This window comes from Paraburkholderia susongensis, assembly GCF_900177725.1.
Lineage (GTDB): Bacteria > Pseudomonadota > Gammaproteobacteria > Burkholderiales > Burkholderiaceae > Paraburkholderia > Paraburkholderia susongensis.
The window spans coordinates 68213-83799 of record NZ_FXAT01000019.1 but is presented as its reverse complement, the minus strand read 5'-3'; the positions used below and the strand labels follow the sequence as shown (position 1 = coordinate 83799).

General features: G+C 56.7%; 13 protein-coding genes. 1 reads left to right on the top strand and 12 read right to left on the bottom strand.

What is annotated here, in order from left to right; all coding sequences use genetic code 11:
* Positions 1-65 precede the first annotated feature (65 nt).
* The 10 genes from tssC to B9Z01_RS32795 all read right to left on the bottom strand — a co-directional run bounded on the left by tssC (position 66) and on the right by B9Z01_RS32795 (position 11905).
* Positions 66-1589, bottom strand: a complete 1524-nt coding sequence (tssC, locus tag B9Z01_RS32840) for a type VI secretion system contractile sheath large subunit (RefSeq protein WP_085489698.1) — start codon at positions 1587-1589, stop codon at positions 66-68.
* Complete coding sequence (gene tssB / locus B9Z01_RS32835) at positions 1586-2128, bottom strand: type VI secretion system contractile sheath small subunit (protein WP_085489697.1); 543 nt, start codon at positions 2126-2128, stop codon at positions 1586-1588. Before tssB ends, tssC begins: the two co-directional genes overlap by 4 nt.
* Positions 2129-2157: 29 nt before the next feature.
* The gene (locus B9Z01_RS32830; protein WP_167387604.1) at positions 2158-3048 is read right to left on the bottom strand and encodes a type VI secretion system protein TssA; all 891 of its coding nucleotides are present in this window, start codon (positions 3046-3048) and stop codon (positions 2158-2160) included.
* A 200-nt stretch (positions 3049-3248) separates the two neighbouring features.
* On the bottom strand, positions 3249-3992 hold the full coding sequence (locus tag B9Z01_RS32825) for a SapC family protein (protein ID WP_085489695.1): 744 nt from the start codon (positions 3990-3992) through the stop codon (positions 3249-3251).
* A gap of 96 nt (positions 3993-4088) precedes the next feature.
* Complete coding sequence (locus B9Z01_RS32820; protein WP_085489694.1) at positions 4089-4445, bottom strand: DUF6277 family protein; 357 nt, start codon at positions 4443-4445, stop codon at positions 4089-4091.
* Positions 4446-4480: 35 nt separating this feature from the next.
* Entirely contained in the window at positions 4481-8038 is a 3558-nt protein-coding gene (tssM, locus tag B9Z01_RS32815; protein ID WP_085489693.1) for a type VI secretion system membrane subunit TssM, read from the bottom strand.
* The gene (gene icmH, locus B9Z01_RS32810; protein ID WP_085489692.1) at positions 7987-9483 is read right to left on the bottom strand and encodes a type IVB secretion system protein IcmH/DotU; all 1497 of its coding nucleotides are present in this window, start codon (positions 9481-9483) and stop codon (positions 7987-7989) included. The genes tssM and icmH overlap by 52 nt, the downstream gene beginning before the upstream one ends.
* The gene (gene tssK, locus B9Z01_RS32805; RefSeq protein WP_085489691.1) at positions 9480-10841 is read right to left on the bottom strand and encodes a type VI secretion system baseplate subunit TssK; all 1362 of its coding nucleotides are present in this window, start codon (positions 10839-10841) and stop codon (positions 9480-9482) included. Before tssK ends, icmH begins: the two co-directional genes overlap by 4 nt.
* A 58-nt stretch (positions 10842-10899) precedes the next feature.
* The gene (locus tag B9Z01_RS32800) at positions 10900-11427 is read right to left on the bottom strand and encodes a type VI secretion lipoprotein TssJ (RefSeq protein WP_085489690.1); all 528 of its coding nucleotides are present in this window, start codon (positions 11425-11427) and stop codon (positions 10900-10902) included.
* A 94-nt stretch (positions 11428-11521) separates the two neighbouring features.
* On the bottom strand, positions 11522-11905 hold the full coding sequence (locus B9Z01_RS32795) for a hypothetical protein (protein ID WP_143809131.1): 384 nt from the start codon (positions 11903-11905) through the stop codon (positions 11522-11524).
* Positions 11906-12711: 806 nt separating this feature from the next.
* On the opposite strand from B9Z01_RS32795, the gene B9Z01_RS32790 reads away from it, so the two are divergent.
* Positions 12712-13593 carry a bestrophin family protein gene (locus B9Z01_RS32790; RefSeq protein ID WP_085489688.1) on the top strand — a complete coding sequence of 294 codons (882 nt, stop codon included), beginning with the start codon at positions 12712-12714 and terminating at the stop codon, positions 13591-13593.
* 183 nt (positions 13594-13776) lie between these two features.
* On the opposite strand, the gene B9Z01_RS36520 is transcribed toward B9Z01_RS32790, so the two are convergent.
* Both B9Z01_RS36520 and B9Z01_RS35960 read right to left on the bottom strand, forming a co-directional pair.
* Positions 13777-14178, bottom strand: coding sequence for a septal ring lytic transglycosylase RlpA family protein (locus B9Z01_RS36520; RefSeq protein WP_420814748.1), 402 nt, complete (start codon positions 14176-14178; stop codon positions 13777-13779).
* A gap of 295 nt (positions 14179-14473) precedes the next feature.
* Positions 14474-15535 (bottom strand): peptidoglycan DD-metalloendopeptidase family protein, encoded by a 1062-nt coding sequence (locus B9Z01_RS35960; protein ID WP_085489686.1) that lies wholly within the window; start codon positions 15533-15535, stop codon positions 14474-14476.
* Positions 15536-15587 lie beyond the last annotated feature (52 nt).

Sequence of the window (15587 nt, the reverse complement as noted above, 5' to 3'; positions counted from 1 at the left end):
TCAACGGACCCCATCCGCGAACGGAGCAGTCCGATGTCGCCGTTTATGGCTTGATCACACCAGACTCACGTCGTGGTTTCCTTGCTCGACGGGAGCTTGGACACCAGCCGGAGAGACACGGTTAAACCCTCTAGCTGATAATGCGGACGCAAAAAGAACTGTGCGCGGTAATAGCCCGGCTGATCCGGGTTGTCGGTGACAATGACCTCGGCTGCCGATAGGGGGCGACGCGCCTTGGTCGCGTCGCTGGAAATGGAGGGGTCCCCATCGACGTATTTCATGATCCAGTCGTTGAGCCAGCGCTGGGTTTCTTCCCTTGACTTGAATGAGCCCACCTTGTCGCGGACGATGCATTTGAGATAGTGCGCAAAACGACACGATGCGAAGATATAAGGCAGGCGCGAAGACAGATTGGCGTTTGCCGTCGCATCCCCATCTTCGTAGATTGCCGGTTTGTGCAACGTCTGCGCGCCGATGAAGGCCGCCATGTCAGTGTTCTTCCGGTACACGAGTGGCAGGAAACCCGATTCCGACAGTTCATGTTCGCGCCGGTCCGAAATCGCGATTTCCGTAGGGCAGTAAAACTGATTCACACCAACCTGATTATCGCTGCTGAACGTAAAGCGCGGCAGCAGGGATACCGCACCGCCGGACTCGACGCCTCGAATTTTGGTGCACCAGCCATACAGATGAAATGCGTTGGTGATGTTGGCTGCCATCGCATAGGCTGAGTTTGCCCAGCAAAAATCCTGGTCGCTCGCAGCGTTCGTGCGTTCTTCAAACGCAAATTCTTCAATGGGATTGATATCTCGTCCGTACGGCAGACGGGCGAGAAAGCGTGGCATGGTTAGGACAACGTAACGAGATTCGTTGCTTTCGCGCAGGCGGCGCCATCCGGAATACTCGACAGCCGTGAAAATTTTAGAGATCTCACGCGGATTCGATAATTCCGACCAACTGTCCATCTGCATGATCGAGGGTGCCGCGGCCGAAATGAACGGTGCGTGCGCCGCGGATGCGATACGCGAGATTTCCGTGAGCAGCGCTACGTCTTCGTGACCATGGTTGAATTCGTAGTCGCCGACGAGACAACCGAATGGTTCGCCACCGAATTGACCAAATTCGGCTTCGTATATTTTCTTGAAGATCGGACTTTGGTCCCAGACCACCCCACTATAACGCTTCAAGGTACGATGCAATTCCCGCTTGCCGACGTTGAGCACGCGGATCTTCAGATTCGCACTGGTGTCGGTGTTGTAGACGAGATGATGCAGGCCTCTCCATGTACCTTCGAGCTTTTGAAAGCCCTTATGATGCAAGATGACGGTAAGCTGGTCCGAAATCTTGGCGTCGAGTTCAGCAACCAGCGAGGTGATCGTCTGAACCACATCGGCGTGAACGGCAACCTTCTTTCCGCGAGCGTATTGCAGAAGTGCTTCGACGGCCTTCTGCACGGCGTCCACGGCTTCCTCCGTACGCGGGCGGAACGAACGTTTCAGAATATCGCGTAGTTCGCCATCGCCCTGTACCTCGCGCTGCTCACCATCCGTACCCGCTGTTGAGGCGGTAATAGTTGCTTGCATCGTCATTTCTGGTCTCCTACTTGTCCTGGCTGATGCGCCGCATCGTCGACGTGCGAAGTCGTGCCACTAACCTCATCGGCCGTCGTGCGTTTCAGCAACTCTTCGATGACCGACTCGGCGGAAATCTTGCCGTCCATGTAGGAAATCAGTTCTGTCAGCCTGTTGCGAGCTTCCAGCAACCTAGCCAGTTCGGGGACGCGTTGAACTACGGAACCCGGTTCGAAGTCGGCCATCGAACGAAACTTCAGATCAAGATCGAGTAGCGTGCCATCGTTGGTGAGTACATTCGGAACATTCGCGCGCAGTGTCGGTTCGATTTCGGTCATTCGCTCGTCGAAGTTCTCGACACTGAACGATTCGAATTCACGGTTCTCCAGAGAAACCCGACTATCGCTGTTGTCACCTGAGAGATCGGACATTACACCGACTACGAATGGCAACTCCACTTTTTTCTGTGCGCCGTAAACTTCAACGTCGTACTCAATCTGTACGCGCGGGGCGCGACTCTTACCGATGAACTTCTGTGCATCGCTTTGACGGGGCATGGCGGTTTTCCTGTATTGATAGATCAAGCCTAGTTTCCGGGTGGCGCTTCGATCTGGGAGAGCAATTGCTGATGATTAGCAAAAAGTTCCTTCAACAAGTTTTCGAAGGGCTGATGGACCATTCTTTTTAGCCGCCGGATGAAAACAGGTGCGGGATGCCCGGGCTCATGGATGCGGTAATAGTGCTCGATTGCATCAAGGGCGGTCTCGACCTGCCCGCGCGAGACGATTTTCGCTGGCGCCGCAATAGCAGGATATTCGGGATCGGAATAGGACGATGAGGGTACGGATGCCGTCGCGGCTTCTCTCACGGACTGGACATCGGGAAGCACGAGGAGGGCGCTTTCGATCCATTCGATCGTGGCACCAGGGTCCTGTGGCCACTCTGTCTCGCTGCCATTGACGAAATCCCGGATCACTGCCAGATCGTGGCGCACGCTCTCCAGACACGCACGTACCGAGGCGAGTTGAGCGGGATGGAGATCGTTCACCTCCGCTTGCGAGGCAAGCAGGGTACCCAGCGGAATATCTTTCACGGAAACTGCTGGGCTCTGCTGCAGCAACTCGATCAACATGCGTCCACTTAACCAGCTGAGCGGAATTGCCAGAGCGATTGTGGAAGATTCATCCTCCATCGCTTTGGGAGTGAGTTGCTCGGCTGGCAAATTCAGCAGCCGCACAATGTCCTTTGCGCCTTGCGCCGCGCCCGCCAGACCTTGGGTCGCGATCATGGCGCGCAATTGCCAGATTCCAACCCGACAATCGGCGTATTGGGTCATCAGCATCCTGCAGGCGTTCTGCACCCAGATCCAGCTGAAGATTTCCTCGCCCTTTCGTAGGGGGCCGTCGCCATCCGAATCGTGGCGATTGATGGCGGCATCGAGCTGCTGGAACAGATCCGATTGTTCGATGGGGGACACTGTCGACTCCATGATATCGCAATCAATCTACAGAACGGGATGACATCTGGCGTCGTGATCCATAGCGCACGGTGAGCAGCGAAAAAATCAAGAACGCATCCACTTGACCATCGAGCGAAAGATGTCCATGCGATATTGATTCTAGAAAGCGTCAATTTTCGATATGTCACCTTTCGTCAACTTCGGTCGTTCCGTGTCGACTATTCCCAGCGCCTTTCCGCAAGAACGCCAAGGTTGTCGAGCGAAATCTGGTGAGCCATGATCATGCCCATCTGACCGCTACGAAAGAGGTCAGCTACTTCCGAGCGCGACAACGAGGCAAGCCGTTCCTGATCGACGGCATAGAAGCCTCCGATCGAATAGCTCTGTCCATCGCGGGTCGTGACATTGAATACTCTTTCATGAAGCAGTCGCATCTCGTGCAGTTTGCTGCAGGCTTCTACCGTCAGCGTCGCTTCGTTATGCAGGCTTTCGCCATGCTTAAAGCGGTCCTGAAGAAACGCCGTAGGTTGCACATGTTCATCGAACAGGCTCTCGCCTTCGCCTCGCGCCCAGCCCTCCCATGCATCGTCGACGCACAAGGCCCAGCGCTGACCTTTCAGCGCTGTGACGCCGAATGGATAAAACCGCACGAGTGCCGGCATATAGCGAGCTCCCCATTGTGCGCGGCCGTCGGCATCGGTGGAGACGAACAGGTTCTCTCCGTCCTGTAATCCCATGACGGCGACGGGTACCACTTGCGGCTTCTCGGTGTCGGCACTCTGTGATGGAATGAATAGAATGGGAAATTCCTTACATGCCGCACCGAATTCAGATCCGATCAGGCACATCACGTTGATATTCCGCACGAACTCAGCGGTGTTGACGTCCGTTGGGCAGCGCAAAGTCTTGTGCTGTTCGGCAACGATGGGAAGCAGGTTTTTGTGCAAGCCAGAGTGGATCATGATGATTCTCGAATGGGACAGCAGGCGCGCAGGGAGATGGCGGGGAGTGTCGGGAGACGACACCTCCTGCTGTCCGGCAGGTCTTCCATGCGCTCGTTATTTGCCGAAAAACGGCTTGAAGAACTCGTCACTAAGCTCTTTTGGCCAGCCTTGGGCGTCAGTGGGACGCAAGTCGTTGATATCGGGCTGGAAGTCGTATGATTTTTCGCGGCGCTGCTTGTCCTGAACGGCAGCCAGCTGATTCATCAGGGAATCTTTCACGGTGCCCATCTGGGCCAGCATGTCACTGCACGCCTTATTGACACCGTCCGTAATCTGCGATGCGTTTTCCCCTGACTGAATATCGCGCGACATCACATGATCCAGAAACGGTTGGGACATCGAGTTGCCCGCATTTTGTGAAAGTTGGTGGGCTTGCTGAATGGCTGCGAATATTTCCTTCGGGTCGATCATGATTCAGGCCTCTTGAGATGAGTTATTTACGCTTTTCAGCGAGGGCAGCGGAATGAGTCCAACAGGTTGGACCACAGGGGGGCCGGCGTTGTCAGCGCCTGCCATTCGACGTGCACGGCACCAAGCGAAGTGTCGTGCACGGTCTCTCTACGGTCGGCGGATACTCCGCTCTGCCGACCGGAATCGAAGAATCGGAAAAGAGCCCACGGCCCATCGAACCTGATGTTCGCGGTATGTCCGTCAACCGAACGCAGGAACAGGCTGACGCGAACCTGTCCGCTACTGCTGTTTGCTGCCCAGTCCGCCCGGCGCGTTTCGACACTGCCGTGAGCGTAGTGCAGGCTCGTTGTGCCGACGTCGAGCTGAGCCTCGGCGATTTGTGGATCCATGTCCGTAATGCCGATCATGACGCTGACACGCAATTTGCCTTGCTCGTCGAGCATGGCGGTGCGAATGTGATCGGCAGCCTCGTAAGCACGGAGGACTTCCGCGCTGATCAGTGGAGCTGTACGTCCATCGACACGCATCGCCTGCCACGGAGAGCGCGAGGTGTCGACGTAGGTGGCTAGTTGGTCTTGAAAATTTTTCGCGAGTTCTCCCTGCGGACTGAACAGCGCTTCGAAGTTTTGCACGCCGATTTCAGCTGACGCGGATCGTCTGAACGGATATTTCGTCATCAAACCCTGATTGCAGACGGCACGCGTCGCGCCAGCAGCGGTCCGCGACAGCATGGCGGCGGACTTGCTGACCGCCATGCTGCTGCCGCCGTTCACCAGATCAAGCATGATGCCGCGTATCGGTTCAGGCTGGAGAGCTGCGTCGGCACGCATACGCGCGAACGCGTCGTATTGGGGCAAGATTTGACCTGCCAGCATCGCGCCGTTGACCAACGTCAGTTGCCGGTATAGCGGATCGAACAGCCGGTTTAGCGGGTTGGAGCCGCCAGTCGAGGCCACCGCCTGGTCGATTTGTAATGCGATGCGCCTTACCGGGTCAAAATAATCGTCGACAACCTGTTCGTGCCTCGAGCGCAAATTGGTCCGCTCACCCGTAATCTCACCGATAATCGCACGTTTGCTTTTGTCGACGTTGGTGCGCTGACTATCGAGCCAGCCGGCCACGCCACCTTCGAAGTTTCCGGCAAGCGTGGTCTCGCGGCCAGCGAAACGCATGAGCTGAGCAAGTGGTGACTGTGCTTCCATCATCGACGCGGCAATCTGCGAAGCGTCTGCGAGTCCGCTATAGCTACGCACCGTGACGTTGTTGAGAAATACCTGCCAGTGACGAATGTAGTCCTGCAGAAATTGTGATTGCGTTGCATCGTAGAGATCCTGGACGGCGCGCTCCTGCTCGAACGTGTTGCCCGAGAGAGGTTGATCGCGCAGAACCCAACTTTCTTCCTGCATGACGTCCCTGACCGCGCCGCGCAGCTTGGGGCGAAACACGTCGAAATAGCCTGCTCGCGTGTACCAGCCCGGAATGACCGGGTCCGTCTGCGCCACGCCGTCGCGCAACCGCAGGCTGGCGGCTGCGCCAAAGCCGCCGGCCCGCGCGAGCGAAACCGGTTCGATCGAATCGGGTAGACCTTCGTCCTCGATCCTGTCGATGACTCGGGCGACCGTCGGTACCTTTGCGGCGCGCTCCCGTGCTTCGCGAACCAGGCTATTGTCCTGCGGAGTCCCCGGAATATCCTTCGCGAGGAACAGAGCCCGCAGATGATCTTCATAGTCGGTCTGATCTTCTGCATCGTACGCGCTGCCCATCAACTGCTTCCAGCGCGGCCGCATCCATCGGATGATGGCGTCCGGATCACGTTTGTCCGGATGCGCGAGCATCAGGTAGATCTTGAGCGTGGTGTACGGGTTGCCCGCGTCACTGCGCAATTCGGTTGTGAGCGTTTGCCGCACATAGTTGTAGACCTCGGGCATCAGCGTATTGCGCAGATGTTTCCGGTAGGTTTCCTTTGAGGTGTTCTCGATTCTGCGATGCTCGAAGAACGGGAAATAGCCGAGCCACGGTTCCTCGTCGATGTTATCCCTCGCATAGCGCATCTGGGCTAGCACATCGATCATTGCAGTTCCGGACGAACCGCCAGCTGACGCCGCCTCCGCAAGCCGTGTGCTTTCGGCGAAGCCGGCCCGTTCGGCGTCGATATAGTTACGCTCGTTCAGATAGGCCCACGTCAGCGCGACCAGTAGACACGTTGCGAGTGATCCACACAGAGACCAGCGTATCAGTCGCCACACCCTGGCTTTTGGTGTGAGTGGTGCCTGGCTGGAAACGAGGCCGCGCTCTGACTTCATCTGCGCGAGCGGGGTTCGCCATAGTGTCGCGAGACGGCGGATCTCCTGGTGCTCGTCCGGGCCCTCCCAGAATGTCGCGCATCGGTCCGCCGTAAGATCGACCGAGGTACCGAGCCACGCACCACGCACGACACACGACTCGCTGGCGACGTTTCCGACTACGCAGCGACTCATTACGTCCAGCAGACGTTCGCGTAACACAGACATCGCTTCGGTAAATTCGAGGAGTGCGACATTCGTCCGCGCATCGCCGCTATGTGGCGAAAATAGCTGAATGTGCTGCTGAATGTGGGCCTCGAGCTGTGCCATGATCTGCCGCAGTTGGTCAACAGTGACCGCGTGCATTTCAGTTGTCCCGGGCAACGGGAGGCTGAAGCCGATACCCTTTTCCAGAGCGCTTTCGTCGAGGCAGTTCAGAAACGGTAGGGCACCCGGTACCTTGTCCAGACTTGTCACCAGAACGTGGATTGCCATCTTCTGATCGAAGTGGTCAGCCACGTCTGCCAGCCGTTCCCGCATCGAATCGCTCAGTGCTTTGCGTTGCTCGAAGTTGGCGTGCAGCAGCCAGTCCGCATCCACGCAGATGGCGAGATTGTCGATCGGCGGACGGCGCTTGAGTTTTGCCAATGCCTTGAGTAGGTGTTGCCAGCCTGGAGAGGCATCGGACGACAGCGCCCCGCCTGGCTCGAGCCAGGCGCCATTGACGTCAATCCAGATCGCGTTGTCCAGCCGCCAGAAGTGGCAGGTGTTGGTGTGGCTGGTGTCGGACGTGTAGTCCGTCGACGCGCCGTCACCATCCGTGCTCGCAGTGGCATTGCCGCGGCGTATAAGCGTCGTCTTGCCGCTGCCGGCAGCACCAAGCACGAGGAGCCACGGCAATTCGGCGCGATGCGCGCCGTTGCGCAGGCCGAACCAGCGCGCGCGCCAACCCGGGTACCGCTTGAGCCATTGTCGTGCGAGCTGCCGGTCGAAATCCTTCACCTGCAACGTGATGGCGTCCGATGTGTCAGCCTGCTTCGCACGAGTCAGCGGTGGCACCCGGCGGGAACTCATAAACAGGCGACCCCGGAGTCGCACGAGAAGCGGCCAGAAGCCCCAGAATAAAATCAGGCCAACCAGCACCTGACGCATCAGCAGCCAGCCAAACGGGCGAAACGTACCGATCAACAGTAGCGGCCCAATCCACCATATCGTCAACGCGAGCAGACACCCCACGATGACTCGCAGTCCAATGCGTATCACGGTTGATCCGCCCTTAAGGATTGGTTGCGCAGACCCACGACATTCCATAATATTTCGACGCGGCGATTGCGCTCATAGGCCTGTGGCGTATTCGCCGGATCGATTGGCTCCGACGAGCCTCGCCCGGACCAGGTGATCCGGCGCGCGGGCCGATTCACGCTGGTGTCGGCGTTGCGGATCAACGTCTCGGCCACAATACGGGCGCGTTGCTCGGAAAGCGCGAGGTTGCTCGGGAATCGGCTCGTATGCACTGGCTGCGCGTCGGTGTGGCCCACCACCTCAATGTTTCCAGGCCACGGGGCGATGGCATCGGCGAAGCGCTTGATGAGCGGTTCAAAACTGGGCAAGAACTGGGCGTCCCCGGCATTGAATGCGCGATCGGATCTGAAGGTCAGCCGCCATCCGTCCTTATACCTTTGAGCGCTCATCCACCCTTCGCGCGTAATCACTTCGATGGCATCGGGCAGATTTTTCTCTAGATCGATAGTGTGCATGGGCGGTTCCCAAGCTGCCAGCGCTGCTCTCACCGGTCGGCCGCGGCTGTCGAGATCAATAACCGCGAGACCGTAAAGCAGCAGGAGCGCTACAAGCACCAGCAGGCAGAGCCGCGTTGCCGTCCACCAACCGCGCTTCGCGTCTTGCTGAGATACCGGGAGTGCCGCGCCAAGGGGAGAGGGTGTCTTTTCTCCCCAGAGCAACGTATTCAATTGCGAGCGTAGATCGGCCAACAAGACCGGGCCGCGGTCCAGTACCCGGTATCGACCTTGCCAACCTAAAGACAGCACGAGTTCGTATAACTCCAGCAGAGGGACTGGTAGTGGCGTCTTGGTCATCCAGTTTTGGAGATCTGAGAAAGCGTCTTCGCCACCCCATGAATCGCCATGAAACTCGACGAGCAACGAACGTTGGCCGTCATAGGGCGTCGAATGGCGGAGGCGGGCCGAATCGTTAGCCGTTTCATCTAAATACGTACACAGGAGATATGAAGCATCGTCGACGACCGCGCTCGGCTGTCCTTCCTTGATCAACCGCTCGCGAAACAGCTTGAGCTCGAGAGCCAGTTGCGACCGACTGTTCGCGTCGATCCATTGGGCGTCGTCATTGCCGCGGTGCAGACGCAACAACACCGGCATAGCGGCATTGATGATCGGATTATTCCAGCGCGCCTCACTGCGTCCGGCGCGCGTGACTGGCGGTGCAATCCGGGCCGTGCCCAATCTTACGGTTCCCGCAGGCTGCAGTGGTGTTTGCGATTCCCTGGCGGGTGCCAAGGCGGTCCGCTCGGCGGCCTCGCTGGCGTTATGCGCGGTGTCGCCGTGAGTGGACTGCGTCGTCGTATTGGCGAATGGGCTAAACAGGGAGTCAGCCACCGACGCCGCTTCGGAGCCGGCCGACATGCCGGGCAGGCGGCGCCAATCCGCGTTAATACCAGGGGTGTTTTGCATCCCTGGCATACGGCGCAGCATGGCCGCAACATCGTTCAGAAAATTCATGCTACTTTGCCCTCACGCAAGCCCCACGCTTCAAATTGCAACCCTGGAAAGTCGCCCACTACTCGTAGCGCCATGGCCGCACTGTTGACCGTGCTTTCCCAGAAGGAGTCCGTCGACTCGACTTCGAAGTAAACCGATTGCGCGTAGAAGGGAACGTGACGCGGTGTAACCGGCACCGGCATGAGACGCGCGCCGGGCAACTGCAGGTCGACCAGTTTCTGGATAGTTTCGACGGGCCCAAGCTTGATCTGTTGGGGTAATTGCACGCGCAGTGTTTCCGACGGCATCTCTGCTCTGAACGCGAAGACCAGTTTCTGCAGCCGCCATTGGCGATCGATCACGCAACGATAGAAGCCATCCCCTTGATTTTCGAAAGGCAGCGACAGCAGCGGGGTTTCGATAATCAGCGCCAGTGCACGCCGCAACGCCTGCGACAGAGCCTGAAAGCTTACCTGCAGGTTGTCGTGGTCATAGGCGAGATCGGTTCGATCGGCCACGTCCTCAAGCCCAGGAACGATCGCGAGCCGACCCAGCAGACCCATCAGTTCGACGAACAGCGATGAAGGAGGAAGGGGAGAGAACGCGTCGAGATGCCGTAAACGCAGGCGATATTCGGCCAGTGCCTGTGCCATGAGCAATTCGATCAACTCGGCTACACTGCCACCGGCCGACAACACAGTACCCTGGATTCGCGAGCCGAGTCGAAGAGAAAGAACACTCTGAAATTCGGCGCATAACGCCTTTAGTGACGGATGGGCTCGCGAGTCGAGAAGCGCCGGAATGAAATGTTCGTCGAGCAGAACGGACGATGCCGATTGGCGCCCTCGCACGCGCGCGAGCCGCAGAAAGGTTTCGTTCGAGCGAAGCTGCGATTCAAGACACAATCGTGAGTTGAGCATGCCAAGGGGCATGTTGACACGCTGTGCGGTGACGCCGGACAAACGCGCAACATTGGCGTCCGCCACCTCGGTAAGTATGGCGAAGTAACGTGCGCCGTGTGTACGCCCGTCGTATTCGACCTCACCGGTACCAAGATGAGCCATCGGCACGGCAAGACAGATTACATCGCCAGGAACCGCCCGTTGCAGATCGACATATTCCGGCAATGGGTCGCCCTCCGGTATCGAGAATGCGGTGCCGTCTGGAAACGTGCCGCGAGCCCTGCGCAGTCCAAAACGATTGAGGCCGAGCGCCTCATGGTCGATTTCGTAGTGCGTGAAACCCCACCCATGATTCAAAGTCTGCGCGAAACGATTCGCTGCGCGGTGTTCGAGGCTTCGCTCCAGTTGCTGGAAATGCTGCACCTCGATCAGCATGCCCTCATTCCACGCAACGCGGTTGCAATTGATCTGACTCATGAATGGGCGCGCTTAAAGTATGAACGGGGGTTGGTGCTGTCTGCGTGGACGAAGGATGTCACGGGGCTGAGGCCTTGGAGCGGGTGATCTGCTGTTCGTCGAGCAGTACGTTTTCCACACTGTTCCTCGTTCTTTTCGTCGCCACGCGAAGTGGTTCGGCTTTGGCAGACCTCGTGCGGAAATCCGCATCGATCACCAACCAGCTATCCCGATTGCCGGGTGCTTTTATCACTAAGGTCTCAGTGCGATTTGGCGCAACGATGCGTCGCTCACTCAACACCTGATCACCGTTCGACCGCGCGGTCGCGCACTTGCTGTCGAATTGCTGCGGCTCTGGAAGCCAGTCTGGCTCGAGAACAAGATACAGGCAGACCTCCACGGGAGACGGAATTCTACGAACGCTAGGGTTCAGATCCTTCCCGCCGGAGAGATTGACCTGGATGTTTCGTTGCGCTGATTCCGTGCCGATGACCTGTCTGTAGGTGCTTGCAATTCCGGCACCCAATCCGCAGCCGGCAAGGCAGGCCACCGCGATAAGCAACGCGGATGTATTGACCAGTCGATGAAATGTGGGGCCGTGTTGCATTACAGTCCTGGGCCGAATAGGAATCGACAGATTGAGCACGTCGCGCAGAAGGGGGATGGACCACCTGACAGCGGTATCGCGTCGTGAACGACGATCAACCGTTATTCATATACTGTGAGGTCGAACCCATCATCGTGGAAACGGTGTTATTGAGCGTGTTCATGCCTATATCGTTGTTTCGGACCACTGCTTTGCCGTCTACATACCAGCACTGGCTTCCTCGAATGGCCTTGGCCACGGAACCAGGCCTAGCACCTGATATGACCGCCTGAAACATGCTTTCGGCACCCGTGGTGGTCATATCGTTGGCCGTTGTCGTGACATCCGTGCCGTTGTACAGAATCCGCATATTGACGGGAGTCTGCATAGCAGTCATGCCCCTTGTACTAACTGCGACTGGCACGGGGGGACCGTACGGGAAGTGCATGTCAGCGGCTGCCATGAGAAAAATACTTCCACTTCTGTGGGCAACGTTCATGTTGATTCCTCTTTCTGCAATCAGGCAACGATGCCGTCAAACAATCTATAGCATCTCGATCATTAGCAAATCGTGGTAACAAGGCTGCGGGTCTTGCAGGATGAGTGGTCTTGTACGGCAGCATTGGAACAGCATATTTCTTCATCGCGTTTGCTTGCCGTTCAGATCAAACTGTAGCGTTACCGCCGCATTGACACCGATGAGTTGGATTTTAGAAATTTGACTGTTGGTCTTCGTGACTTTTTGTCAAATTGTGCGGCCTTTGACAGATGCGACAGATGCAATGGCATCGACTAGCGAGTGTCCGTTAGATGCACATCAGGGTTCTCCCATATTGCGCTTCCACGACTCCGTTGCAACTCGGTTGACTCAGGGAGAATATTTTCCTCAGCACGGCGATTTGACATCTATCGACGGAACACCGTTCGCTAGTCCGCTCATAAACCAAACAGGTGGCGTGCGTTGTTGTCTTATCCCGCCTCGATTTGAACATCGTTAATTATTGCAATCCCTGCGATTTGGTAATCTCCTCACATCTCCTGAAAGTAGAAGCTAATCAATCAACCTTGAAAAGAAGGAAAAGATGAACGGCAAACAACATGTTCTGGATGTCAGCTTGGCTCTCTTCCAATGCTCACGGTAGAAGGACGGCTAAGAAATGCGGAAGCGGCACGCGGGGTAGTAGTCGCTCGCAGTCTGGTGGGTGACCTGACTGTCCAGGCGCAAGTGGAAGATGACGTGTGTCTGCAACTCGCGCATTTGCGAACCCATCCGTCAGTGGTGGACCGGCTCGCTGAGGGGGGGAAATGATCGTGCCGGGCAGAGTCCGTTGGGCCGAAATACTACGATACGTGGGACGTCCTCTCATATGGCTGCTGATGTGGGATGTCGTGGTGACGGTTGTGTACCTGCATACGCGCGGTAGCCTGACATTTCCAGGATTGCCGTTATCGCTATTGGGATCCGTCATTGCTATCTATCTCAGCTTCCGTAATGCCGCTGCATATGCACGCTGGTGGGAAGCACGAACACTATGGGGCGCAATGGTCAATCATTCCCGTAGCTTCGCCCGAGAAATTCGTCTTCTGTTGCCGGAAGGCTTACCCGGCTTGACAGAGGAGCTAGTGCGGAGACATATCGCGTACGTGCACGCGTTGCGTTTGCATCTGCGGCGCGAGCCACCTTGGGATGAACTTGCTCGACGGCTAGCGCCGGGCGAGGTGCTGAGACTGAAAGGCGTTGCAAATGTTCCAAACGCAATTATGAATCGAACTGCGGAAATCATCGCAACGCAAACGGGATTGGACAGCATAAGGCTCGCAACGGTGACTCGCACGATGAGTGAATTGTCGAATGCACAAGGCGGTATGGAGCGCATCAAGAATACGCCATTTCCCAACCAGTACTCAGCTTATCCTGTCTTTTTCACCCACGCTTTCTGCTTTCTGATGCCGGTGGGTCTGGTCGGGTCGCTGGGAGTCTATACGCCGCTGGGCTCGACTGCGGCCGGCTTTTTGCTTCTTGCACTATTGAAGGTCGGAGATGATATGCAGAGCCCTTTCTCGAACACGGAGAACGACGTGCCGATAAATGCCCTCGCACGCGCTATTGAAATCGATCTGCTCGATTGTATCAATGAACCTCACGCTTTGAAGCCCGTAGCGGTGGAAAGCGGCGTCCTTTGGTGACTGAAAATGGGTTAGCATTAAGCGGTCAGATACGACAACAGCCGGAATCATCGTCGAGAGCTCGCTAGCTGAACGCCGCCCCCGGTTCCGACTTGGTCATGCTCGAAATTCGAGAGTGAAAATTCGACCACGCAATGCGGGCGATCGTTTTATGGATAACAATATTTCTATTGAGTGCGGCGACTAGTATCTGTTTTTTGCTGAATTCAAAATAACGCGTGGCCCCCCGGACGGATCGACGCTCGCAATTTCGACCCACATCGTGCCAGCGGGCTGAAGATTTAAAGCCGTCGCCGACGCGTACGACAAATCGATCACGCGTCCGTGGACATAAGGCCCTCGATCGTTGATTCGCACAATGACTGATCTGCCATTAGATGGCACGCTGACGCGCACGTATGAACCCAATGGCAGGGTACGGTGAGCAGCCGTGAAGGCGTACATATCGTAACGCTCGCCATTGGCCGTTCGCCTTCCATCAAAGGCTTTTCCATAAAATGATGCAAATCCAGTCTGCAGGAAACCTCGCGTATCCTTGCCATTACGAGGCTGCGGTTGAACTGATGCGGTGAACTTCTCGTCCATCAGTGTCGGAGCCGCCTGCGGTTTGATTAAAACTTGTGGGGGTGAATCTTGCGGAGGAGTGGGACCAAGGGGTTCATGTGTCGACTGCTGCGACTCAAGAACATCAGGTTTTGAATCCGGCGCTGCCGGCAGCGCGCAGCCTGCAATGCACGCGAGCGTAGCAAGCGTCGTTCCGTATGAAGCTCGACATATTTTCATAGACGTGAGGTGCGCGTCGCGTGACGAGGCATGACCGTGCCACAAGCGAGGCTTTGTAGAGGAAAAAAGTGAACAGTGCTGCTTTGTTGAAGCGCGGTCAGTTGAACGCGTGGACCCCATTGTTAGCGTCTGGTTGAACGGGCAGAAACATCAACGGGTCGACAGGATCGCCGTTGTCACGAATTTCGAAACTGACGGGAAGTGGATTGCCATTGTCCGCGACACCGACCTTTGCGATCTTTTGACCTCGTGTCACCACGCTGCCTTCCTTTATCAGGAGTGTTCCGTTGTTTCCATAGGCGGTGAGGAGGTGGACGTTGTGCTTGATGATGATCAACTGGCCATATGTGGCGATGCGACCTCCCGCGTACACGACGCGGCCGCCTGCGGCGGCTACGACGAATTCACCAGTCTTTCCTTCGATTGTGATGCCCTTTGTTTTTTTCGCTTCGAATGGAATTTTGACGGTACCGTGCAGTGGCCATGCAAACGTTGCCCCGTGTAACGATCGTGTTTCACGAGTGGCTCGCTCCGAAGCCGTTTCGTCGACGTTTTGTGGAGTCGAGGCATCCGCCGCACCCGTGTGTCCGCAGGAACGAGAAACCTGCTGTGTGACATCAGTCGGAGCAAATTCGGAGAGCTGCGGCTGTTGCTGCATACCAATAGTGATATCACCGTCGCAATCTCTTTGCGCTTCCACAAGGGGAGCGACTATGGGAGGAGCGACGTGCACCACCTGACCGGCCAACACTGAGCTGTCCTCGTCGATTTGATTCCATAGAGCAATCGCCTTAGCGTCTCGCCCGAAAGCAGTCGCAATACTTTGGAGCGTATCGCCTCTGTTGACCTTGTAGAACCCGGCGGGGACATTGGGACTGGCTGCGCACGCGTTAACTGGCGCGGGGCTTTCGGGGTTGGCTGGCGGTGCGGGCAAATCTGATGCCGCACATCTACCGATGGCGAAGAAAGAGACCGCAAGTGCAATAATATTTGACAGCCTGTAATTGCGAGTTATCCATCCTGTTCGTTGTACCGCTCGGTTGCGTGAACCGTACCGAGGTTCAGGCACTGTTACACATATGCACGGCTGGAGATCGTAGGATTGGGTTTCGCCGAGGTCGGTATGCAGGATATCTACTCGTTTGTTTATCTCGACCATTCGTATCTAGTCCGGTTCAGTTGACCGCGTGGATGCAACGGCACATCACACT

Excerpts from the sequence above, each read along its gene's own strand:
- B9Z01_RS32825 (WP_085489695.1), bottom strand. The coding sequence starts at position 3,992 with ATGATCCACTCTGGCTTGCACAAAAACCTGCTTCCCATCGTTGCCGAA.
- B9Z01_RS36520 (WP_420814748.1), bottom strand. The coding sequence starts at position 14,178 with ATGGACGAGAAGTTCACCGCATCAGTTCAACCGCAGCCTCGTAATGGC.
- B9Z01_RS35960 (WP_085489686.1), bottom strand. The coding sequence starts at position 15,535 with ATGGTCGAGATAAACAAACGAGTAGATATCCTGCATACCGACCTCGGC.
- tssM (WP_085489693.1), bottom strand. The coding sequence starts at position 8,038 with ATGGAATGTCGTGGGTCTGCGCAACCAATCCTTAAGGGCGGATCAACC.
- tssB (WP_085489697.1), bottom strand. The coding sequence starts at position 2,128 with ATGCCCCGTCAAAGCGATGCACAGAAGTTCATCGGTAAGAGTCGCGCC.
- icmH (WP_085489692.1), bottom strand. The coding sequence starts at position 9,483 with ATGAATTTTCTGAACGATGTTGCGGCCATGCTGCGCCGTATGCCAGGG.
- B9Z01_RS32800 (WP_085489690.1), bottom strand. The coding sequence starts at position 11,427 with ATGCAACACGGCCCCACATTTCATCGACTGGTCAATACATCCGCGTTG.
- tssC (WP_085489698.1), bottom strand. The coding sequence starts at position 1,589 with ATGACGATGCAAGCAACTATTACCGCCTCAACAGCGGGTACGGATGGT.
- B9Z01_RS32790 (WP_085489688.1), top strand. The coding sequence starts at position 12,712 with ATGATCGTGCCGGGCAGAGTCCGTTGGGCCGAAATACTACGATACGTG.
- B9Z01_RS32795 (WP_143809131.1), bottom strand. The coding sequence starts at position 11,905 with ATGAACGTTGCCCACAGAAGTGGAAGTATTTTTCTCATGGCAGCCGCT.
- B9Z01_RS32820 (WP_085489694.1), bottom strand. The coding sequence starts at position 4,445 with ATGATCGACCCGAAGGAAATATTCGCAGCCATTCAGCAAGCCCACCAA.
- tssK (WP_085489691.1), bottom strand. The coding sequence starts at position 10,841 with ATGAGTCAGATCAATTGCAACCGCGTTGCGTGGAATGAGGGCATGCTG.